This window comes from uncultured Sutterella sp., from assembly GCF_937923675.1.
GTDB lineage: Bacteria > Pseudomonadota > Gammaproteobacteria > Burkholderiales > Burkholderiaceae_F > Sutterella.
Map to the genome: position 1 here is coordinate 1 of NZ_CALDXB010000049.1, position 21,350 is coordinate 21,350.

The window sequence follows — 21,350 nt, forward strand, 5'->3', positions numbered from 1 at the left end:
CCGAACTCGGCATGCCCGAATCCATGTGGGTCATGCGCGTGAAGCACTTCGGTCCTCTCATCTGCTCGATCGATACGCACGGCAACAACCTCTTCGAAAAGAACAAGGCGGTCTTCAACGAGCGCAAGGGCCCGATCGTTGAGCGCATTTCAAAAGTGGTCGACTACCAGAAGTGATTTTCATCTCACCCGCGCATCGTCCCGGGGAGCCGTCGTCACGCTGTCGCGTTCCAGGATAAATTCAACCATACCTGGGCGCAAAGCTCCGCTTGGGCGGCGCCTGATCAAGAAATCCGTGGCAGGGAAACCCGGGCCAAAACGGGCTTCCCGCTCTCCCCTCCCCGGCCGCTTCCCTGAAGTGCTCCGGGATTTTTAATATATTTTATTGATATATATAGTTTTTTTTACATACGCCGTCGTAAAACTCAGTCAGCAAGCAGCCCTGCAGCAGAATTCCCCGGAAATTTCCGGAAACAATAAAAAAAGGACCCCAAAATGCCGAGCAACACCTGCAGATATCTCTCCGCGCTTCTTTCCGAAGGGAGCTTTTCCAAAGCCGCTCAGTTCCTCGACATTTCGCAGCCCTCGCTCTCGCAGTTTCTGCTGCGTCTTGAGACGGATATCGGAACCGAACTCGTTGACCGTCAGGTCAAGCCCCTGAAGCTCACCCCTGCGGGAGAACTGTTTCTTCGCACCGAGCGCCAGGTTGATCAGATGCGCGAAACCTGCGTCAAGCAGATCGACGACATCAAGGCGGGCGTGCGAGGGCACGTCACCATCGGCGCATCCGACTACCGTGAAACCTTCTTTCTGACAGAGGTCCTGCCCGTCTTCCGCAGCCGCTTTCCCAGCATTGAGATTGAGGTCACCGAAGGACGCACGAAAGAGCTCGAGGAGCTCGCCATGGAAGGAACCACCGACTTCTCTCTCGTGATCTCTCCGCTCTACCACCCGCAGTCGCTTGAGGTAACGGAGCTCTACCAGGAGAAGATCCTCGTCGCCATGAGCATCAATCATCCCGTTGCCCGTCGATTTCCGAACATTACGGGCGAAGAGTACCCGCCGCTCGACTTCCGCGAGCTTGACCGCGAAAACTTCATCGTCATCAAAAAGGGACAGATGATGAACCGCCTCTACCATGATCTCTGCGATCGAACCGGCGCATCGCCCCGTGTGGTGCTCGAAAGCGAATCCATGATCGCGGCTCTGGCACTCGCAAGTGCGGGCCTCGGAGTCACGCTCACCACCGAAACGCTTGCCAGACGCGCTGCCACCGCGGAGCCCATCCGCTGCTTCTCCATTACGCCCGATGTTCCGCCCCGCACGGTAGCGGCTGCCTACCGCAGCGACCGCTACCTCTCGAAGGCTGCCCGCGAACTTATTCAGGTGATGCTTGACGTGGCTGGCGCGAAATTCCAGCGCGGCTGATGGTCTTCTGGAGAATCTCGAACGCTCGCAGCGGTCCGTCCGCCTCCGGGAGAGACTTCCCTGTTTTTGAAGGCAATCCCGGCGGAATCACCTGTTTTTAGAGGCATTTCGAATTTATCGAACGCACCTTAAGGTTTTGACGGTCTGAAAAGCGCTAGACTCACGCCTTCGAAATTTCAGAGGAGCGCCACTAAGAAGCGCGCTAGAGCCCTCAACCCGACGGCGCATCCTCCGACCCCATCCTTTTGGAGATTGAAGAACCATGCCTCATGTTGTCTGCGAAGCCTGCATCGGCTGCAAGCGTACCGACTGCGTGGACGTCTGCCCGGTGGATTGCTTCCGGGAAGGTCCGAATTTTCTTGTGATCGATCCCGATGAGTGCATCGACTGCGCCGTCTGCATTCCGGAATGCCCGGAAGCGGCGATTTACGCCGAAGAGGACGTGCCCGAGGATCAGAAGGAATTCATCGAACTCAACGCCGAGCTCGCCCGCGAATGGCCTTCCATCACGCACCGCAAGCCCTATCCCGATGATGCGGATCAGTGGCGCGGCGTGAAGAACAAGATCCGCTTCCTGAAGCGCTGATATCCTCGCTTCTTCGCCGGCAGAAAGATTCTGTCGCGATTCGCTCAAAGTGGCCCGCCCGTTCGCGGGCCATTCTTTTTAGAATCCTCTGCATCCTGTCTTTTGCCCTGGAGGCCGCGCGCTTCTGCTCTCCGCCTCCCGGTCTCAAATTCGCATTGATCATGCAGAAAATCAAGCTTATTTCGCGGCGTCTTGCCGCCCCCACGCTCCACGTGCTTCAGTTTGAGCGCCCCGAGGGCTTCGACTTCAAGCCCGGTCAGTTTGCCCGCCTCGGACTTCCCGCTGAAACGGAAGGTGCCGAACCCGTGATCCGCGGCTATTCGATCGCCTCCGCGCCCGAGAGCCCGGTCCTTGAATTCTTCATTACCGAAGTGAAGGGAGGCGCCCTCTCGCCCCGCATCTGCGCCCTCAACCCCGGCGACGAGGTGCTTCTTGACGGCGAGGCCGAAGGAGCGCTCACGCCGTCCCGCATTCCGGGAGGCGATACGCTCTGGCTTCTTGCCACAGGTTCCGGCCTCTCGCCCTTTGCGTCGATTGTCCGTTCGGGCGCCGTCTGGGACGCCTGGAAGGACATCGTGCTCGTTGAGTCGGTGAGAAAAATCGAGGAGGCGGCGCTCGCCCGCGAGCTCGTCCTTTCGCTTCCCGCCGACCGCCGGCCGAAGCTCATCGTGACGACGACGCGCGAAGAGGATCCTGCGCGCCAGGGCGACCTCACGGGCAGAATCCCTGATCTTCTCAAGTCGGGCGCTCTTGAAAAGGCGGCCGGCCGTGAAATCACGCCCGAAAAATCCCGCCTCATGCTCTGCGGCAACCCCGACTTCATTGCCGACGCCCGCGCGACGCTTAAAGCCCGCGGCATCGTGTCGCCGCGCTTCGGCAAGCCCGGTCAGCTCGTCGTCGAGAACTTCTGGTAACCGGAGAGGGATTGGAGAATGCAGCTTCCTCCGCTTCGCCCGAGCGCTGAGACCATTGACGATCTTCTCCCGCAGACGGAATGCCGTCAGTGCGGATTTGAAGGCTGCGCCGCCTACGCGCAGGCCATTGCCGAAGGGCTCGCGCCCATCAACCGCTGCGCCCCGGGCGGGGCGCGCGGCATCCGGCGGCTTGCCGCCGCCACCGGGCTCCCCGTGCTTCCGCTCGACCCCGAATACGGCACCGAAGTCCCCTTTGCCCGCGCGAGCATCCGCGCCGACGAGTGCATCGGCTGCGCCTGGTGCGCGAAGGCATGCCCGACCGACGCCATTGCCGGGGCTCCGAAGCACCTGCATGCCGTGATTGAATCGCGCTGCACGGGCTGCAGCCTCTGCGCGCCGGCCTGCCCGATGGACTGCATCGACTTTGTTGATGCCGGCCGCGAGTGGACTGACGAAGATGCGAGAAAGGCGAAGGCAAACCATGAAGCCGCCTGGGCGCGGCGCGTGAGACGCGCGGCCATCGAGGACGCGCGCCTTGCCGGACGCCGCAGCGCGAGTCCCGCTGAAACCAGGGAAAACGCCAAAAAAGCCTTCATGGCGGACATCCTCGCCATGGCGCGCGCCGGACGCCGCTGACCTCCCCGGCAAAACAAAAAAATCTATTTCTGCAAGACCCCGGAATGCCCGTTTTAAAGAAAGACCGCGCTGCCTTCATGGCGGCGCTCGCAAAGCTCAATCCCGATCCCAAATCGGAATTGAACTACAGCACGCCCTTTGAACTTCTCATCGCCGTCATGCTCTCCGCGCAGGCGACCGACAAGGGCGTCAATCTCGCCACCGCGAAGCTCTTTCCCGTCGCCGATACCCCGGAAAAGATCCTCGCCCTGGGACTTGAGAACCTCACGGCCTACGTGAACACCATCAACCTCTACCGCACGAAGGCGGCGCACATCATGGAGGCCTGCCGCATCCTCGTCGATCAGTACGGCGGAGAGGTCCCCCGCACGATGAAGGAGCTCGTCGCGCTTCCCGGCGTCGGGAGGAAAACCGCAAACGTCGTTCTCAACGTGGCCTTCCACGAGCCGACGATTGCGGTCGACACGCACATCTTCCGCGTCTGCAACCGCACCGGCTTCGCAACGGGAAAGACCCCGACCGAGGTGGAGGAAAAGCTGCTCAGGATCGTCCCGGACGAATTCAAGCTCAACGCCCACCACTGGCTCCTCCTCTTCGGGCGCTACCTCTGCAAGGCTAGAAACCCCGAATGCACGAAGTGCCCGGTGGCGAACTTCTGCAATGCGCCCGAAAAGAAAGCGGCGCTCGCGGCCGCTGCGGAAGAGGCCGCAGACCTCGTTCCGGGAACGCCGCCCAAGAAGCCCGCTCGCAGAAAGACTGCGGCAAAGAAAGCCTCGGACTAACGACGGCAATAAAGCTCAAAAAGGAGAGACCCCGCTGAAGGCCTCTCCTTTTCTTTTGAACCGTCAGCGAAGCCGGCAGCGCGCCGCGCCCGCCGGAGGCGCCTGATTGAAGGGATGGGAGCGGATGGAGAGAAGACACGGGTTTGCGAGCTGAGAAACCTCGGGGCGCACCGCCCAGAGGAAGGGTCCGAGCCCGCCGTTTGCATCCGCGCGGGGCTTCGTTGAAAAAACGAACACCGCGGCGCCCCCGGTCTTCGGATCGTCCGCCGCAAAGCGGCCCTTTCCGAGCCAGATGCCGGAATATCTGACCCGCCCGTTTTCGCCGAAGAAGACGAGGTCGCCGGGCTTCAGTTCGCTGCCGCGCTTTCCGCCCGAGAGCGGAGCGCCCAGCCGCGCCTGACGGTCCGGATCCGAGGGTAGGATGAGGTCGTGAAGACGATAGGCGCCCTCCGGCAAAGACATTCCGGATTCGCTTTTCTTCCATCCGGCGCCCGCGAGCGTCTCTGCGGACTGAGCGGCCTTCGCAAGAAATCCCGAAGGGGATTCACGGCGCAGATTTTCCTCATTGGCGGCAAATTCATCGTGATCGACCGCGTCGCCCGCGCGAAGGATGCCGGTCCTGCCGTCAGGGAGAATCACGCTCCAGCCGCCATCGGGGATCTTCCTTTCGATCGGAAGCTCCGATGCGAAAGGCGCCTTGAGGAAGGTCTTCCCGCCGTGAGCGGCATTCACTTCAATTTCTGCCGCAAGCGCCGTCACAAGAACCTGACTGCGCCGGTTCCAGGCGACGATCGCGATGTCGTTTCTGAGCGAAAGCTCTTCGGCGCGCATCCACCCCACCCGGCCTTCCGTCGACTTGACGAGCACAAGGCCGTCGAAACGGTTGAGAAGAAGCTCGACCCGGCTTCCGAGCGGAAGCCGGAGGTCCGGTGCGCGGCCGTCTGCGAGCGCATCGGATTCAGACGAGAGACTTCCCCAGGGGGTCTTCACGATGCCCCACGTGAGGCGCTTCAGATCGTCGGCGTTGGGCACTTCCTCAACGCTCGATTCAATCCCCAGACCCGAGGCGGAGAGCTCCGCATAAAAGCCCGCAAGAAGCCCCCGGTCGGAGGACGTCCCCGAAACGGCAACGGCGCCCGACGAGATCCCGGACTTGAATTCGAGGTGAAGAAGATCCGTGCGCGCATCGAGATCAACCCTCTCTGCATAAGCCTTCCAGAGCGCCGCAGCCGCGTCGACGGGATTGAGCGGAAGTCCCTCGGCGGCCGGAACTTCCGGCCGTGAAGGAGCTGCGGGGCCGGCTGCCGCCGGCGCCCCCCAGACGGGAGCTGAGGCGAGAGAGAGGGCGGCGAGGAGGCCCGCAAGCCCTGCCCTTCCAACGCGCTTCATTTTCCTATCCTCCGTCAGCTGATCTGTCTCGCCGAAGCCGGAAGCTTCAGCATGACGCGCGTGCCGCCGATCGGGCTCGCGCGCTCGACGGTCACCACCGCGCCGATGCGCGAGGCGCGCTCCTGCATGATGGAAAGGCCCACATGCTGGCTCTTTCTTTCCTCAACCACCTTCTGGTCGATGCCGACGCCGTCGTCGACGATCTCCACCGTGAGATCGGCCTCGTTCCTGACGGACACCCTGACGCTCGAGGCCTGAGCGTGCTTGCGCACGTTCGAGAGCGCTTCCTGAATGATGAAGATCACCTGGAGTTTTTCGCGCGGCGTGAGCTTCGGGCCGTCTCCGACCGAGGAAAGCCGCACGCCGATGTGCGCCTGGCCTTCGAAGCGGTCGATCACGGTGCGAACGCCCTGCAGGAACCCTTCATTGTGAAGGCGCTCGCGGAAGTTGAGAAGAAGTTCGCGCACATCCTCGTAGCACTCCTGCACGCCCGTGCGGATGGCTTCGAGCGACTCGTCGCGGAGTTTCTCGTCCTTGTCGCGGATCGCGTCCGAGAGGAACTGCACCTGAAGGTTCAGGTAGGAGAGCGCCTGCGCGATCGAATCGTGAAGACCCTGGGCGAGGAGCTGACGCTCCTGAATGACGGCGTACTGGCGGTCGCGGTCAATGAGGCGCTGGTTGTCGATTGCAACGCCCAAATGCATCGCGAAGGATTCGAGGAGCTGCGTCATCTGGGAGGAGAGCTGCGACTCCTCGCGGAAGATGAGCATGTAGCTGCCGATGCTTTCCGAGACGCTTCTCACGTTGAAGCAGTACGCAGTCGTAAAGCCCGCCTTGGCGAGCGTGCGGGCGAGCATGCGGCCGTCGGTTTTAAGGTCCACGCGCACGGGGTAGTTCTTCTGCACGACGGTGCGGAAAATCGAATCCTCCCAGGGGATCCTCGACGATTCCCTGAGGGCCTCGGCCGTGAGGCCGCTCGAAGCCGCCACATCCACACAGCCCGCCTTCTGATCGACGAGCATCACGAGGCAGGCATCAGCCTCCGTATAGCGCACGACGCGCTCGGCAAAGCCGTCGGTCAGTTCCTCAAGCGACCTCTGCTGGGAGAAGAAGGACGTGGTTTCGTAGAGCTGCGCGAGGTGGCGGTTCTTTTCCTCGACCGAGGCGGTCTTTTCAGCCACCTTCTGCTCGAGGTTGTTGTAGAGGTCCTCGAGCCTGTCGGCCATGCGGTTGAAGCCCACCGCGATGCGGCCGATCTCGTCGTCGCTCTTCACCTCAACGCGCGCGGCAAGGTCGCCCCCGGAAAGACGGTTGATGCCTTCGCCGAGGCTCCCGATCGGACGAATCACCCAGCGCAGAAGGAGCAGCATGATCGTGAAGAGGCTCCCGATCGCGAGCACGATGAGGAGAATCTGCAGGTACCTCAGCTGCCAGAGATAGTCGTAGCGCCAGGCATCGATCTTGTCCGCCAGGTCGCTGAGCCCTGCCGTATAGACGCGCACCATTTCCGCATCCGCCTGACGGCTTCCCTTTTTGGACGCAATCAGCATGGGCTCGACTTCGCTCTTCCAGCGATTTTCAAGCGACTCAAGGGCAGCATGAAAGTCGCCCTCGCGCGGAAGCTCAAGCGGCTGCCAGGCGTCGCCCACCCGGATCACGCGGAACTGGTTCGTGACGCGCGTGAGCTCGTCGTCGAGAAGCTTCTCGGGAAAGATCGGCTGCGTGAAGTAGGCGGACCGGTAGACCTGCATGCGCAGTTCTGCGATCGAAAACTTCGCCGCCGCGCTCGCCTCTAGCTCCCAGTTGAGGAGCATCGTCCATCCGATCGAACTCACGATGAAGCTCACCCAGAGGAGCGTGAGGAAAAGAAGGCGCGTTGAAAGACTTCGGAAGAACTTCGGAATCTTCATGGAGGAAGGGAATCTGAATAAGAGAAGGCTGCCGGATCCTGGCCTCATGCCGGGATCCGGCAGCCCTTTGTTTACAACAATGTCGGCGCTTCGTCAACGACTTCGAGCTTGAGGCCGGCCGAGCCGCGCTCTCCCGAACCGGACGTCTGCTGCGGGTCCGAAGAAGCGGGCGGGAGCGCCTGAACCCGTTCGGCCTTCCAGGAAATTTCAAGGGTCTTCCCGCGGCGGGCGCGATGCATGATGTGCGCCTGATAGGCGCGCACGCTCAGCTGCGCTTCGCGCGCCTTGCCGCCTCTGCCGACGCCGGAGATGATGACGCCGCGGTCGTCCGTTACCGCAATCGAAATCAATTCCTCGCTCGGGTCGAGCAGCATGAGGGCGACGCCCTTGCCGCCCGAAGCGACGAAACGGATTTCGCTTAACGGGAAGGCAAGCAGGCGCCCCGAGGACGAGAGGCAGGCAAGCTTCGCGCCCGCTTCTATTGTCTTCACGGAAAGCGTGACAGGTGGCAGAAGCCTTTCGCCTTCATTCATCTTCACAAAGTCGCGTCCGGCCTTGAGGCGCGTCGAAACGTCGGCAAGCCTGAGGAGCATGCCCTTGCCGCCGGAAGTGGCGAGAAGCACCGCCGCGTCCGCCGGCCCCGCGATCCACCCCGCGCATTCAAAGCCCCGCGGGAGGTCGACAAAGGCCGACAAGGGCGCGCCGTCGCTTCGCCCGCCCGGGAGCTGCGAAACAGCGAGGGAGTAGACGCGCCCGTTCGCGTCGAGGAAGGAGAGCTGGTCCGACGAGCGGCACTCAATCGCCCGGTCGAGCTGGTCGCCCATCTTGTAGCTCATGAGCGAGCAGTCGTGGCCGTGGCCCGTGCGCGTTCTCAGGAACCCCTTCTTTGAAATCACGACGGTGACGGGCTCGTCAGGCGTCTCCACCTCATGGACGGCAACCCTGGCTTCCTTCACGATCGTCCTGCGGGCGTCGCCGAAAGTCCTGGCGGCAGCCTCGATTTCGCGCGCCACCTGGCGCTTCAGAACGCCGTCGCTCCCGAGAATGCGCTCGAGCCCCGAGCGCTCCTTCGTTAGGTTCGCGAGCTCCTTCTCGATTTCAATGGCAGCAAGTCGGGCGAGCTGCTTCAGGCGAATTTCGAGAATGTCGTCCGCTTGGCGTTCGGTAAGCCCGAATTCGGCCATGAGGTCCGCCTTCGGGTCGTCCGCGGCGCGGATGATTTCGATCACGCGGTCGATGTTGAGGAGAACGAGGGAGCGCCCTTCCAAAACATGGATGCGGTCGAGGACCTTCGCGAGCCTCGCCTCGGTGCGGCGCCTCACGGCCTTCTTTCTGAATTCGATCCATTCGGTCAGGATGGAAAGAAGTCCCTTCTGCCGGGGCTTTCCGTCAATGCCGAGCATGACGAGATTCACCGGAACATTCGATTCGAGATCGGTTTCGGAAAGGAGATAGTTGACGAAGTCGTCGCGGTCGATGCGGCTCGTCTTCGGTTCAAAGACGAGCCGGACCTCCACGTCCTTGCCGGACTCGTCGCGCACGCTTTCGAGCATCGCGAGCATGGCGCTCTTCGCCTGCTGCTGCTTGGAGGAAATCGACTTCTTGTCCTTCTTCGGACGCGGATTCGTGATCTGCTCAATGCGGTCGAGAATGATGCGGGAGGACGCGGCGGGCGGGAGCTCGTCGACGACGAGCTGCCACTGACCGCGGGCGAGCTCCTCAAAATGCCAGCGCGCGCGCACGCGCAGCTTCCCGCGGCCCGATTCGTAAATCGCGCGGATTTCATCCTGAGGCGTGATGATCTGGCCGCCGCAGGGGAAATCGGGGGCGGGCATAAGGGAAAGAATTTCGTCGAGCCCGGCTTCCGGCTTCTCGAGAAGCCGCACGCAGGCCTGAGCCACTTCAGTGAGGTTGTGGGGCGGAATTTCGGTAGCCATGCCGACCGCAATGCCCGAAGACCCGTTCAGGAGCACGAAGGGAAGCTTTGCGGGGAGCTCCACCGGCTCCTCAAAGTTCCCGTCGTAATTGGGCGCAAAGTCGACTGCGCCCGAATCCACTTCCTCAAGAAGAAGCGCCGAGATGGGCGTGAGGCGCGTTTCCGTGTAGCGCATGGCCGCCGCCGAATCCCCGTCGCGGGAGCCGAAGTTGCCCTCGGCCACGAGAAGCGGATAGCGGAGCGAGAAGGTCTGCGCCATGCGCACGAGGGCGTCGTAGACCGACTGGTCGCCGTGGGGGTGGTATTTGCCGAGCACGTCGCCCACGATGCGGGCGGACTTCACGCTCTTCGCATCGAATTTGAGCCCCATGCGGTACATGTCGATGAGAATGCGGCGCTGCACGGGCTTCTGGCCGTCCGTGACCTCAGGAAGCGCACGGCTCTTCACCACCGACATCGCGTATTCGAGATAGGCCTGGGACGCGTAGCGCGCGAGCGTGAGCGCTCCGTTTTCCTCGGCCTCGCCCTCAGTCGCGGCGCCCACCGTGATCTCTTCGGCCTGAGCCGCCTTCAGATCCTCTTCCGAAAGTTCCGGCTCAGCATCAGTCTCTGCGGCAGCGTCCGAACCCTCGTCCGAAACGGGGGAAGCCGGAGCCTCCTCGTCATCCGCAGACGCCTGAGGGTCGTCGTGAGCCGCAGGCGCATCCCCGGGAGCTTCCGCTTCCGGTTCGCCGCCGTCGCCAAAGAGCGAATCGTGAAAAAGATCTTCCGTCTCATCGGAAAGGGGGTTCTTCTCCGTCATTCTTTTTCTTCCCTTCTGACTTTAGACATCGAGTTCGGCGCGGTCGCCGTAGGCTTCCATCCAGAGGCGGCGGCCCGCCACCTCGCGCTCGCCCATGAGGGTCTGCATGACCGCACGGGTGGCCTCTTCCGGCACGGACCCGAAGGCCACCGGAAGGAGCTTCCGGGTGTCGGGCGAGAGCGTCGTTTCCGCGAGCTGCTCGGCCTTCATTTCGCCCAAACCCTTGAAGCGCGAAATGGAAAGCTGCTCATCGCGAAAGCCTTCCTTCCGGAGCGACTCCATGGTCCTCGCGAGCTCGCGCTCATCGAGGCAGTAGATCTTCCTATCGGGCTTTCTTCCCTTTTTCGGCGCATCGACGCGAAAGAGCGGAGGCATCGCGACGTAGACGTGCCCGAGCTCGATCAACTTCGGGAAGTGCTTGAGAAAGAGCGTGAGAAGAAGCACCTGAATGTGCGAGCCGTCGACGTCGGCATCAGAGAGAATGCAGATCTTCCCGTAGCGCAGTCCCTTCAAGTCGGGCTCGCCGTCCCGCGGATGCGGATCAACGCCGATCGCGAGCGCGATGTCGTGAATCGTGTCGGAGCGGAAAAGCGCGCCGCCCTCGACTTCCCAGGTGTTGAGAATCTTGCCTCGAAGCGGGAGCACCGCCTGAAATTCCTTGTCGCGCCCCTGCTTGGCCGAGCCCCCGGCGGAGTCGCCCTCGACGATGAAGAGCTCGTTTCGCGTGATGTCGCTCGACTCGCAGTCGGTGAGCTTCCCCGGAAGCACCGCCACGGTCGACGTGCGGCGGCGCTCGTACTTCGCCGCCTGGCGCTGGCGCGCCTGAGCCTGGCTGATGATGTGTTCGGCGAGCTTTTTGCCGTCCTCGACGTGGTCATTGAGCCAGAACTCAAACTGCGACTTTACGAACCCGGAAACGAGCTTGAGCGTATCGCGGCTCGTGAGCTTTTCCTTCGTCTGCCCCTGGAACTGCGGGTCGATCGCCTTCGTCGAAAGCACGAAGCTCGCGCGGCTGAAAACGTCTTCGGCGAGAACCTTCACGCCCTTTGTCTGAAGTCCGTGCACGTCCATAAAGGCGCGCACGGCCTGCCAGAGACCGTCCTTGAGGCCCGATTCATGGGTGCCGCCCTGCGGGGTGGGAATGAGGTTCACATAGCTTTCGCGCGTGAGCGGGCCTTCCGGCGTCCAGACCACCACCCATGCGGCGCCTTCGCCCGGCGCATAGCCCTCGGTCGATTCGTCGGCGTAAGCCGCCGCCTCAAAGGGCTCGATCATCGGTTCGCCGTGAATTTCCGAAAGGAGATATTCCTTGAGGCCGCCTTCGTACTTCCAGTGCGCCTCAGTGCCCGTGCGTTCATTGCGGTAGTCGACCTCGCAGCCGGGCAACATCACCGCCTTCGAGCGAAGAAGCCGGACGAGCGAAGCTTCCGGGATCTCGGGCGAATCAAAATATTTGGGATCGGGTTCGACCGATACGCGGGTGCCGGTCTGAGACTTTGGACGGGGGCTCTTGCGGACGGCAAGGGGTTCGGCCACGAAGCCATCCCGGAAGCCCATCGTCGCCTCCTCGCCGTCGCGCCAGACGGTGACGACAAGGTGCTTTGAGAGCGCATTCGTTACGGAAACGCCGACGCCGTGGAGACCGCCCGCAAAGGAATAGGGACCCGAGCCGTCGGCCTTCTGGAATTTTCCGCCCGCATGCAGACGCGTGAAGACGAGCTCAACGACGGGGGCATGCTCTTCCGGATGCATGCCGATCGGAATCCCTCGTCCGTCATCCTCCACCGTGATGATGCCGGCCTCGTTCACCGAAACCGAAATCTTCGTCCCAAACCCCGCGAGCACTTCGTCGCTCGCGTTGTCGATGACTTCCTGAATGATGTGAAGCGGATTGTCCGTCAGCGTGTACATGCCCGGACGCTGCTTGACGGGTTCAAGGCCCTTCAGCACCCGGATGGAGCTCTCGCCGTAATCGTCTTTGTTCTTCTGCTTGATGGCCATTGCTGTGTTGAATGCGCGCAAAATGCCCTCAGACGAAAAGACGCTGCGGGCAGAAGGGACGCTCGAATTCTTAGAAAAAGGATGGCCATGCTCCCGGATTAAGGCTCGAAAGATGAGCCTGAGGAAGCAAAGCCGAAGGACTCATTTTAGCAATGCCCGACCATCAGGCTCCCTCAGAAGCCGCCATGCGGACTTCAGAGCCGCAGCAATTTCTCGATGCATTTTCCAGGGCTCGGCAAGAGAAATGATGCTTGCCCGAACTCTCTAAAAATAGGTACTATTCCTGATCTCTCTTATTTTCAGAAGGAACCTCAATGGCGAAGCTTTACATGGGTTTTGATGCCGGCACGCAGAGCGTGAAGGTAGGCGTCTACGATGAGAATTTCGAGCTCGTTGCGAGCCGGTCGCTTCCGACCGAACTCAGCTATCCGCATCCCGGCTGGGTCGAGATGAACGTGGACACGTACCTCGAGAACTGCATCACGGCCATGGCCGAGGTAACGAGCGAGCTTCGCCGCATCGGCCGCGATCCGAAGGACATCGCCGCCATCATGGGCGACGGCATCATCTGCGGCATCGTCGGCATCGACGAGAATGCGCACCCCGTCACGCCCTACATCAACTACCTCGACAGCCGCACGACGGAGGATGTGGAAGCTCTCAACGCGAAGAAGCTTTCGATCTGGGGCCGCGAAACCGGCAACGCCGAAGCCTCTCCGATGTTCCCTGCCATGTTCGCGCGGTGGTTCCTCAGAAATTCGCCCGAATTCTGCGAGCGCGGCGTGAAGTTCGTGCACAACGCTCCTTACGTCCTCATGCGTCTCGCGGGTCTGAAGGGAAAAGACGCCTTCATCGACTGGGGCGCCATGTCGGGATGGGGCCTCGGCTACGATGTTCAGGCGAAGAAGTGGTCGCCCGAACAGCTCGAGCTCCTCGGGATCGACGAAAAGTACATGCCGCGCATCCTGAAGCCCTGGGACAAGGTGGGCGGACTCTGCGAGGAAATTTCGGTGCGCACGGGGTTGCCTGCCGGCATTCCGATTCTCGCGGGCGCAGGCGACACGATGCAGTCGATGCTGGGCTCGGGCGTCTTTGAGGCGCACCAGGGCGTCGACGTGGCGGGCACCTGCGCCATGTTCTGCGTCTCCACCACGGGCATCATCCCCGAGCTTTCTCAGCCCGGCACCGGTCTCATCTTCAATTCCGGCACGCTCCCCGACACGTACTTCTACTGGGGATTCGTGCGCACGGGCGGCCTCGCGCTCCGCTGGTTCAAGGACAATGTCTGCCGCCACGAGGGCGACGGCTCCTATTACGGCGAGCTTTCGGCCGGCGCGGAAAAGATCCCCGCGGGCTCGCGCGGCGTTCTCTTCCTCCCCTATCTCACGGGCGGCTACGGCGAGGAAAAGGAAGCGAGCGGGTGCTTCCTCAACATGACGATGGACGACAATCAGTTCGTCATGTGGCGCGCCGTTCTCGAGGCGATCGGCTACGACTACATGGAGCTCGCCGACGGCTATCGCCGCGCCGGGGTTGCCCTCAGCCGCATCACGGTGACGGAAGGCGGCAGCCGCGATCCGCTCTGGAATCAGATCAAGTCGAACATGCTCGACGCCGAGGTCGTCCGCTTCAAGAACCCGGGCGGCGCGGTCCTCACCAACTGCGTCTTCGGCGCCTACGCAACGGGCGGCATCACGGACGTCAAGGCGGCGCTCTCGAAGGTCATTTCGGAAAACGGCGTCTATGAACCCGTTCCCGAACTCGTGAGCCGCTACCGCGAGCTCTTTGAAAACAGGAAGGCCCTCGTGCGCAGCGACATGAAGGCCGCCTTCTCGAGGCTCGTGCGCATGCGCGAAATGTGATTCTTACGGGCCGGGAGAGAAACTCACCGGTCCGGACTCTAAGGACAAGGGAGCACTTCTTCGGGAGCGCTCCCTTTTTGTCGGGTGCCGGCAGACCGAAACCGCCTGAAGCTGATTGCGGCGGAGGCCTTTCTCAAAAATTTACCGACGGCTCCTGCCTGATCGGAATGAGAATCCGTCCGAAGCCGTCATTATGCGTATCGGCTTCGTCGGAGAAGCGCATTTCCACCTCAAGGATCGCGGTGCCGCACGGGCTGAATCCCAATTTTTTCATTTGCGACCAGGCCGGATGCCCGCCCTCCGCGAGCTGCCTCATGCTGAAGGCATCGGGGAGCCCGCTGAAATGGCAGACGAAGCATTTCCCGAATTCAATTCGCTCGAGCACATCATTGGCGGGTATCCGGTAGCGCTTGAGAAGCGACTCCCGCACCGCAAACCCCCAGTGAATCGTGTTCTTCCCGCCTCTCTGCGAGATTTTCACCTTCAGCGCGGACTTCGTCACCGGCATCCACATCCCCCAGTCCTTCAAGAGCTCAAATATCCGATCGTCCTTTCTGAAGTCCTGAGCATCCGTATGCGGGAGGAAATACCTGGGCTCCATTTCCCGGATCTCCCAGTCGATCATGCTTCCCTTATGCGCCTCATACCAGCGGCGCATCCTTTTGTGCTCGTCGATGACGGCCTGAAGGCGGCTTACCGTCGCTTCGAGCTCCTCGGCCTTCTGGTCGAGCAGTCCGAAAACCTTCTCCGGGTCGTCGGTGTGCATGGCGCCCATTTCCTTTACCGTCACGCCGTAATTGCGCAGCCTCATGCATGAAATCACCCTCGCCGACTGATCGAACGTGTAGTAGCGGTATCCGCTTTCGCGATGCTGAACCTTGAGGAGTCCCGCCGCCTCATAGTGCTTCAGAAAGTCCGACGTAACGCCGAGATGGCGGGCAAAGTCTCCGATTCTGTATTGCTTCACGATGTGCCGACTCCTTCGGGGATAAGAGTGTTCTTGCAAAGTCTAAGTTAAAGCACCTATCCAAGTCCGGCCCAACACTCAACTTCGGGAGCCGCATCCGCCATTCTTTCTAGGTCGAAAGTAGGTATTTATACGAATTCGCCATTGAAAACAGGCTTTTCAGCGGCGTCGCAGGACGATTTGACTCGCGGCAAAGACTCAGCCGCAGAATTTGCGCACATCGGAGGCGCACGTTCATAGACTCTGGCGGCGCCTCTCTTTCAAGCAATCAGAGGAGAGATGCAATGACGAAGTCGATCACCCGCCGCGCATTCCTGCGGACCACGCTCGCAAGCGGCGCCTCCATGGCTGCCGCTGCCGCCGCTCACGCGGCACCTGCCGGGATCTACAACCCGGGCACCTATTCGGCCAAAGCCTCCGGCATCGGCGAAGTTGTCGTCACGATGACTTTCGACGCCAACAAGATTACCGATGTCGTGCTCGACGTTTCGCACGAGACGCCGTCGATCGGTCAGGCAGCCGCCGCCGAGCTCAAGAAGTCGATTCTTCTCATGCAGTCGGGCGAAATTGACGCCGTCTCGGGCGCCTCCATAACTTCGAAGGCCGTGCGCACGGCTGCCGCCAAGTGCATTGCGCAGGCGCAGGGCAAGGTCCCCGTCGAAGTCATCTCCGACAAAAAGCAGGCGGAAGCCGACGACGGCGACTGGCTCGGCAAAGCCCCCGAAATCGCCGAAAAGGACATCGTTGCGAAGCATCAGACGGAGATTCTGGTCATCGGCTGCGGCACGGGCGGCATGTTTGCGATCGCGTCCGCGGCGGAAGCCGGCGCAAAAGTGATCGGCATCGACCGCTTCCCTGTCGGCACGGGCGTTCGCGAGGACCTCGGCGCCATCGATTCGCGCTACCAGAAGGCCTGGGGCACGAAGATCGACAAGTTTGAATTCATCACGATGGCGACCCTCTACGCGGGCGGCCACATCCAGCAGGATCTCGTGAAGCTCTGGTGCGACAAGTCGGGCGCCGTCATCGACTGGCTCGGCGACCGTCTTGCCGAGAAAGGAATCGAGCTCTGGCACGAATCGGGCGACAAGAACGACGAAACGCGCTACAAGCATTTTGCAATCGGCCACTCGCCGCGCCTCCCGGAAAAGGACGGCAAGATCCTCGTGAGCCTCTCGAGCGTGATTGAAGAGTACGCAAGGAAGTGCGGCGCTCGCTTCGACTATTCCATGAAGATGGTGAAGCTTGAGAAGGTGAACGGCCGCGTCACGGGCTGCATCGCCGAGAACAGCGACGGCAAATACGTCCGCTACGTTGCGACGAAGGGCGTCGTTGTCGCCACCGGCGGCTACGCGCAGAACTTCCGCATGATGGAAGCGCTCCAGCCCTGGAATCTTCGCGTCATCGGCCGTTCCGGCGCCATGCCCGGCGCCCGCGGCGACGGCATCCGCGCCTGCCTCTGGGCGGGCGCCAAGATGGATGAAACGCACTCCATGATGAAGTTCGACCGCTGCGCCATCCGTCCGGATCAGAAGCCGGGCGTCGAGACGGTTCAGTCGGGCGACTCCGGGTTCTTCTGGATGGGCTCCCAGCCCTGGCTCAAGGTGAATGCCGAGGGCCGCCGCTTCATGAACGAATCGGGCACCTACGAGAACCTTCTTCATGCCGATGAGTACCAGAAGGGTCACTGCCACTACACGCTCTTCGACAGCAACTGGGTGCGCTATGCGAAGCAGTTCAAGATGCACGGCTGCTCGCGCATGTTCCCGTTTGAAAACGGCGCCGACCCCAACATCTCCTGGAAGATCGTTGAGGAAAAGATGCTCCCCGGCCTCATCGCCAAGGACTACGTCCAGAAGGCCGACACGATCGAGGAGCTCGCAAAGAAGCTCGGTCTTCCGCCGGATCAGCTCAAGGCCACGGTCGAGCGCAACAACGAGCTTTACCGCCTAGGCGAGGACGTCGACTACGGCAAGGAAAAGCATCGTCTTTCGCCCGTCGACAAGGCGCCCTTCTACGGCGCCAAGAACACCGGCTGGATGCTCTGCACGATGGACGGCATTCAGATCAATACCAGCATGAACGCGATCGATACCGAGGGCAACCCGATCCCGGGCCTCTACGTCATCGGCAACGACAGCGGCGGCTACTTTGCAAACGAATACCCGAACCTTGCTACTGGCATGGCCTGCGGCCGCACGGTGACCTTCGGCCGCCTCGTGGGCCTGCATCTCGCAAAGCTCTGATCAGGCGGGGATGTTCTCCTCCCTCTCCGGCCGGGCCTCGCCCGATAGGACCCGACCGGAGAGGTCCTTTGGACCACAGAGATACGCACGACTTGCGCCGGAAAAATCTGAACCCACCGGCACTTCAAAAACAAAATAAAGGACCAGAAGAAAATGAAACTCCAGAAGCTCTCCCTCGCACTTCTCGCAGCCGCAGCAGCCTTCACCGCCCATGCTTCCGACGTCACCGTCTACGGCGTTCTGGATACCGCACTCACGTGGCAGTACCGCCAGAACGTCGCCGGCACCGACTCCTCGACCGTGCAGATGATGTCGGGCCAGTACATCGGCTCCCGCTTCGGCCTCAAGGGCGAGGAAACGCTGGAAAACGGCCTCAAGGTCGGCTTCGTTCTTGAAAACGGCTACAGCACCGACGCCGGCACGCTCGGCCAGGGCGGACGCCTCTTCGGCCGCGATGCGCGCCTTTATCTCGACGGCGACTTCGGCTACCTCTCCTTCGGCCGCATGGGCTCCATGGTGGGCGGCAACGGCCCGTACGCCCGCTTCGGCCACGTCGTGAGCCCCTTCTCCTGCGGCTGGGGATACATCGGCGGCCACCTCCAGGTCGTCTCCCTCGGCTACGAATTCATCGACAACGCCGTCGCCTACACCACGCCCGTGTTTGCCGGCCTCGATGCAACCGTTCAGTACTCCTTCGGCACCGACTCAAAGAATTACGCGGATGGGGCCACGGAAGGCAAGTCGAGCGTCGAGCGCCTCCTGAGCGGCGCCGTGCGCTACCGCAGCGACAACCTCATGGTTGCCTTCGGCATCGAAACCATCAACCAGGCGCAGCCTCAGGCCGACAGGAACGGGCTCGACGATTCGATTTCCTACAACCTCGGCGCCAACTACAACGCCGGCTGGGCGAAGTTCTTCTTCTACACGCAGATTTTTGAAAACTATGCCTCTGCCGCGAAAACCACCACCTTCAGCCTCGACGGGGGCGTAGACGGCTACGGCGTCAATGTCGGCGTTGAGGTTCCCGCCTTCGGCGGCGCCGTGAAGGCGGGCATCGGCTACGGCGACTTTGAAGGGAGCCGCGAGGAGAAGCTCACGATGGACACCATCCAGGCCGCACTCGGCTACACGTATTCTCTGAGCCGCCGTACGACCTTCTATACGGCTGCCGGCTGGATCAAATCCGACTACTCGAAGGAGTACGAAGCGCTGAAGCCGCAGGCCGTCGAAGACGCCTATGAATTCACCTTCGGCCTCGTGCACAAGTTCTAACCGAACTTCCGGCAGCATCTTCTTCAACTTGAATCCCGGTTGAACTTTCCCTTGAAGCCCATGACTGTTTCGACGGTCATGGGCTCTTTTTCGTCAGTGGAGCCGGAGAGCCTTGCCGGATCACGCACCCGAAGAAAAAGAGCTGCACCACCTTCACTGCCAGGCAGCTCTGTTCACGGAACGGATGTGTTCTATACGGCTCCCGGCCGGATCAGATCTGAGTGCTCGAAGAGGTCTGAATGCCTGAAGCTGCATACCGACGCAGACGCCGATGAATACGCCTTCGGGCTTGTTTGCGAATTCAGCGCGAACATCCGGCAGCACATTCTTCAACCTCGATCCCGGGTTGATGTTTTTTCTTTGAAAACCATGACTCCTGCGAGCTTCGCGAGCTCTTCCCGTCTCTCGATCTGCACGATGCATCAGGATCTTCCTGCCGGATTCACGCCCGAAAAAAAAGAGCTGCCTCACCTTCACGGCCTGGCAGCTCTTCTTCCGGGACCTGAGCGTCCCGCTTTCAGCTTTTAGAGCGGATTATTCCTGCTCGGCGGGCTTCTCTTCGCCCTTCACGAAATCCGGACGGAGCACCTTCGTGCCGATGGCTTCCTTGAGCGCTTCAAGATAGCCGGCGCGGTCGGCTTCGCCGTAGATCGAGCCCAGCTCGCGGGCGAGACCGCGGAGCTCAGCTTCGTTCGCCTGGTGCGTGCGGGCTGCCTCAACGTAGGCAATCGCGTAGGAGCCGTTTGCGAGCGTAGCGCCCGTGTAGGCGGGAAGCTTCGACGTTTCAAGTGCAAGCTCAGCATTAATCAGAGAAGTTTCCTGACCCTGCTGGTTCTGACGGGAAACCCAGACTTCGTCGGAGAAGCCCTCGAGGCTCTTCGACTTCTGGAGCTCGGCGAGCTTCGCCTTGCCGGCTTCAAAGGCCTTTTCTGCCGCCTTCTGCGCACGGAGCTTTTCGCCGATGATGCTCTTCACATCGTCGAGCGCACGTTCCTTTTCCGGGTAGTACTCAACAACGCGGGCCGCAACGAGCGTATTGCTCTGCACTTCGATCGCGTTCGAATTGCGCTTTTCCTTCAGGCATTCCGAACCGAAGAGCGCCTCGGCCACGCGGTCGTTGATAATGCGGCCGAGCTCGGGATCCGTCACGCCGCTGCGGGTGACGAAGTCAGCCGTCTCAACCTTGAGGCCGAACTTCTGAGCGGTGGGCTCGAGCGAGTCGGACTGCTCGTAGACCATGTTCGTGAACTCGTCGGCGCGTTCAGAGAACGTGCGGATCGCCATCTGCTCGGCGTATTCGCGCTCGATCTCGGGCTTCACGGCTTCAAAGGGTTCGACGGAACCGGCCTGAATGTCGGTCACATAAATAATGTGGTAGCCGAATTCCGTTTCCACGGGACCGACGATGTCGCCCTTCTTGGCATTGAAGACGGCGTCTTCAAAGGCCTTCGTCATCACGCCTTTGCCGAAGAACGAAAGGTCGCCGCCCTGCGAGGCGCTGCCCGGATCCTGAGATTCCTTTTCAGCGACAGCGGCGAACTTCGAGGGATCAGCCTTCACTTCAGCAAGAATCCCCTCGGCCTTCTTGAGGGCTGCAGCCTTGTCGTCGCCGAACTCAATGAGGATGTGGCTCGCGCGGCGCTGTTCGGGAATAGTCCAGCGGTTCTTGTTCTGCTCGTAATAGGCCTTGATGTCCTCGGGATTGGCCTTCTGATCCTTGAAGTTCTCGGGCGAGAGGACGATGTATTCGGCCTTGATGTGCTCGGGCGAGAGGAATTCGGACAAATGAGCGGAGTAGTAAGCCTTCACCTCATCATCCGAAACGTTCACGGAATTGAGGAAGTCAGCCGCATTGATCGTGAGCGTGCGGACCTGACGTTCATTCGTGAGGATCTCGTGCATCTGCTCAACCAGGGCCTTGGGCACCGGATAGGCATTGGAGACGCCGGCGATCAGCACTTCCTTTTCAAGGTCGCGCTGAACCTGAGCAACAAACTGCTGGTCGCTCTTGCCCTGGGAGCGCAGGAACTGCTCGTAGAGCTCGGGGGAGAACTTGCCGTCCTGCTTGAGCGCGTCGGCATTCTTGATGAGCGCGACAGCTTCAGCTTCGCTCACCATCACGTGATTCTTCGCCACCGTCTGCGTAATGGCGGAGTCATCCATCAGCATGCGCAGAATGTCCTCGCGGGCCTGTTCGTTGTCGAGGATGTTGGCGCGGAAGCTTTCGCCCATCTGCTGACGCAGACGCTCAAGCTGCTCGCGCTTGGCCATGTCGAACTGTTCGGGAGTGATCTTCGCCTCGCCCACCTGGACGATGGCGTTGTCGCTCTGGCTCATGCGGTTGTAGGAGTAAATGCCGGTAACCACAAAGCTCGGGATGATCAGCACCATGGCAATGAACATCAGCCAGCGCTTGTGCTCGCGGAATGCCTGAAGCATAGAGGTTCCTTTATCAATTCGATCCCTTTGGGGAAGCTCAGGAGCCCCCATGCGGTCGAACAGGGTGGACAAAGTTATAGGTAAGAAAAAAGGCGAACCTCACGGCTCGCCTTTTTTCAAGAATCTCTGGCGGAGTGGACGGGACTCGAACCCGCGACCCTCGGCGTGACAGGCCGATATT

The 21,350-nt window shown here is 61.2% G+C and carries 14 protein-coding genes and 1 pseudogene; 9 read left to right on the forward strand and 6 right to left on the reverse strand.

Annotated features, from left to right (window positions below):
- From Q0106_RS11890 to nth, 6 genes and pseudogenes are all read left to right on the forward strand, one after another.
- Nucleotides 1-176 (forward strand): annotated as a pseudogene (locus Q0106_RS11890) (L(+)-tartrate dehydratase subunit beta); the annotation flags it as partial.
- Nucleotides 177-494: 318 nt separating this feature from the next.
- Complete coding sequence (locus Q0106_RS06130) at nucleotides 495-1,427, forward strand: LysR family transcriptional regulator (RefSeq protein ID WP_297610322.1); 933 nt, start codon at nucleotides 495-497, stop codon at nucleotides 1,425-1,427.
- 262 nt (nucleotides 1,428-1,689) lie between these two features.
- Nucleotides 1,690-2,013, forward strand: a complete 324-nt coding sequence (gene fdxA / locus Q0106_RS06135; protein ID WP_139687695.1) for a ferredoxin FdxA — start codon at nucleotides 1,690-1,692, stop codon at nucleotides 2,011-2,013.
- 161 nt (nucleotides 2,014-2,174) lie between these two features.
- Entirely contained in the window at nucleotides 2,175-2,927 is a 753-nt protein-coding gene (locus Q0106_RS06140; protein ID WP_297610325.1) for a ferredoxin--NADP reductase, read from the forward strand.
- An 18-nt stretch (nucleotides 2,928-2,945) separates the two neighbouring features.
- Nucleotides 2,946-3,563, forward strand: coding sequence for an RnfABCDGE type electron transport complex subunit B (locus Q0106_RS06145; RefSeq protein ID WP_297610329.1), 618 nt, complete (start codon nucleotides 2,946-2,948; stop codon nucleotides 3,561-3,563).
- 44 nt (nucleotides 3,564-3,607) lie between these two features.
- Nucleotides 3,608-4,345, forward strand: a complete 738-nt coding sequence (nth, locus tag Q0106_RS06150; RefSeq protein WP_297610332.1) for an endonuclease III — start codon at nucleotides 3,608-3,610, stop codon at nucleotides 4,343-4,345.
- 63 nt (nucleotides 4,346-4,408) lie between these two features.
- On the opposite strand, the gene Q0106_RS06155 is transcribed toward nth, so the two are convergent.
- From Q0106_RS06155 to Q0106_RS06170, 4 genes are all read right to left on the reverse strand, one after another.
- Nucleotides 4,409-5,734 (reverse strand): hypothetical protein, encoded by a 1,326-nt coding sequence (locus Q0106_RS06155; RefSeq protein WP_297610335.1) that lies wholly within the window; start codon nucleotides 5,732-5,734, stop codon nucleotides 4,409-4,411.
- A gap of 14 nt (nucleotides 5,735-5,748) precedes the next feature.
- Nucleotides 5,749-7,644, reverse strand: a complete 1,896-nt coding sequence (locus tag Q0106_RS06160) for a HAMP domain-containing protein (protein WP_297610338.1) — start codon at nucleotides 7,642-7,644, stop codon at nucleotides 5,749-5,751.
- A 71-nt stretch (nucleotides 7,645-7,715) separates the two neighbouring features.
- Nucleotides 7,716-10,382, reverse strand: coding sequence for a DNA topoisomerase IV subunit A (parC, locus tag Q0106_RS06165; protein ID WP_297610340.1), 2,667 nt, complete (start codon nucleotides 10,380-10,382; stop codon nucleotides 7,716-7,718).
- Nucleotides 10,383-10,403: 21 nt separating this feature from the next.
- A complete protein-coding gene (locus tag Q0106_RS06170) occupies nucleotides 10,404-12,383 on the reverse strand; it encodes a DNA topoisomerase IV subunit B (protein WP_297610342.1) in 1,980 nt (659 codons plus the stop codon).
- Nucleotides 12,384-12,697: 314 nt separating this feature from the next.
- Here Q0106_RS06170 and Q0106_RS06175 point away from each other — a divergent pair, with 314 nt between their 5' ends.
- Nucleotides 12,698-14,245 (forward strand): FGGY family carbohydrate kinase, encoded by a 1,548-nt coding sequence (locus Q0106_RS06175; RefSeq protein ID WP_297610345.1) that lies wholly within the window; start codon nucleotides 12,698-12,700, stop codon nucleotides 14,243-14,245.
- 133 nt (nucleotides 14,246-14,378) lie between these two features.
- Here Q0106_RS06175 and Q0106_RS06180 read toward each other — a convergent pair whose 3' ends face one another.
- A complete protein-coding gene (locus Q0106_RS06180) occupies nucleotides 14,379-15,212 on the reverse strand; it encodes a MerR family transcriptional regulator (protein WP_297610348.1) in 834 nt (277 codons plus the stop codon).
- A gap of 284 nt (nucleotides 15,213-15,496) precedes the next feature.
- Here Q0106_RS06180 and Q0106_RS06185 point away from each other — a divergent pair, with 284 nt between their 5' ends.
- Both Q0106_RS06185 and Q0106_RS06190 read left to right on the forward strand, forming a co-directional pair.
- Nucleotides 15,497-17,458 carry an FAD-binding protein gene (locus Q0106_RS06185; protein ID WP_297610353.1) on the forward strand — a complete coding sequence of 654 codons (1,962 nt, stop codon included), beginning with the start codon at nucleotides 15,497-15,499 and terminating at the stop codon, nucleotides 17,456-17,458.
- Nucleotides 17,459-17,611: 153 nt separating this feature from the next.
- Nucleotides 17,612-18,730: a porin gene (locus Q0106_RS06190; RefSeq protein WP_297610357.1), complete on the forward strand. Its 1,119-nt coding sequence runs from the start codon at nucleotides 17,612-17,614 to the stop codon at nucleotides 18,728-18,730.
- A gap of 534 nt (nucleotides 18,731-19,264) precedes the next feature.
- On the opposite strand, the gene Q0106_RS06195 is transcribed toward Q0106_RS06190, so the two are convergent.
- Nucleotides 19,265-21,169 carry a SurA N-terminal domain-containing protein gene (locus Q0106_RS06195; RefSeq protein WP_297610360.1) on the reverse strand — a complete coding sequence of 635 codons (1,905 nt, stop codon included), beginning with the start codon at nucleotides 21,167-21,169 and terminating at the stop codon, nucleotides 19,265-19,267.
- Nucleotides 21,170-21,350: the final 181 nt, after the last annotated feature.

Excerpts from the sequence above, each read along its gene's own strand:
- Q0106_RS06130 (WP_297610322.1), top strand. The coding sequence starts at position 495 with ATGCCGAGCAACACCTGCAGATATCTCTCCGCGCTTCTTTCCGAAGGG.
- fdxA (WP_139687695.1), top strand. The coding sequence starts at position 1,690 with ATGCCTCATGTTGTCTGCGAAGCCTGCATCGGCTGCAAGCGTACCGAC.
- Q0106_RS06140 (WP_297610325.1), top strand. The coding sequence starts at position 2,175 with ATGCAGAAAATCAAGCTTATTTCGCGGCGTCTTGCCGCCCCCACGCTC.
- Q0106_RS06145 (WP_297610329.1), top strand. The coding sequence starts at position 2,946 with ATGCAGCTTCCTCCGCTTCGCCCGAGCGCTGAGACCATTGACGATCTT.
- nth (WP_297610332.1), top strand. The coding sequence starts at position 3,608 with ATGCCCGTTTTAAAGAAAGACCGCGCTGCCTTCATGGCGGCGCTCGCA.
- Q0106_RS06155 (WP_297610335.1), bottom strand. The coding sequence starts at position 5,734 with ATGAAGCGCGTTGGAAGGGCAGGGCTTGCGGGCCTCCTCGCCGCCCTC.
- Q0106_RS06160 (WP_297610338.1), bottom strand. The coding sequence starts at position 7,644 with ATGAAGATTCCGAAGTTCTTCCGAAGTCTTTCAACGCGCCTTCTTTTC.
- parC (WP_297610340.1), bottom strand. The coding sequence starts at position 10,382 with ATGACGGAGAAGAACCCCCTTTCCGATGAGACGGAAGATCTTTTTCAC.
- Q0106_RS06170 (WP_297610342.1), bottom strand. The coding sequence starts at position 12,383 with ATGGCCATCAAGCAGAAGAACAAAGACGATTACGGCGAGAGCTCCATC.
- Q0106_RS06175 (WP_297610345.1), top strand. The coding sequence starts at position 12,698 with ATGGCGAAGCTTTACATGGGTTTTGATGCCGGCACGCAGAGCGTGAAG.
- Q0106_RS06185 (WP_297610353.1), top strand. The coding sequence starts at position 15,497 with ATGACGAAGTCGATCACCCGCCGCGCATTCCTGCGGACCACGCTCGCA.
- Q0106_RS06190 (WP_297610357.1), top strand. The coding sequence starts at position 17,612 with ATGAAACTCCAGAAGCTCTCCCTCGCACTTCTCGCAGCCGCAGCAGCC.
- Q0106_RS06195 (WP_297610360.1), bottom strand. The coding sequence starts at position 21,169 with ATGCTTCAGGCATTCCGCGAGCACAAGCGCTGGCTGATGTTCATTGCC.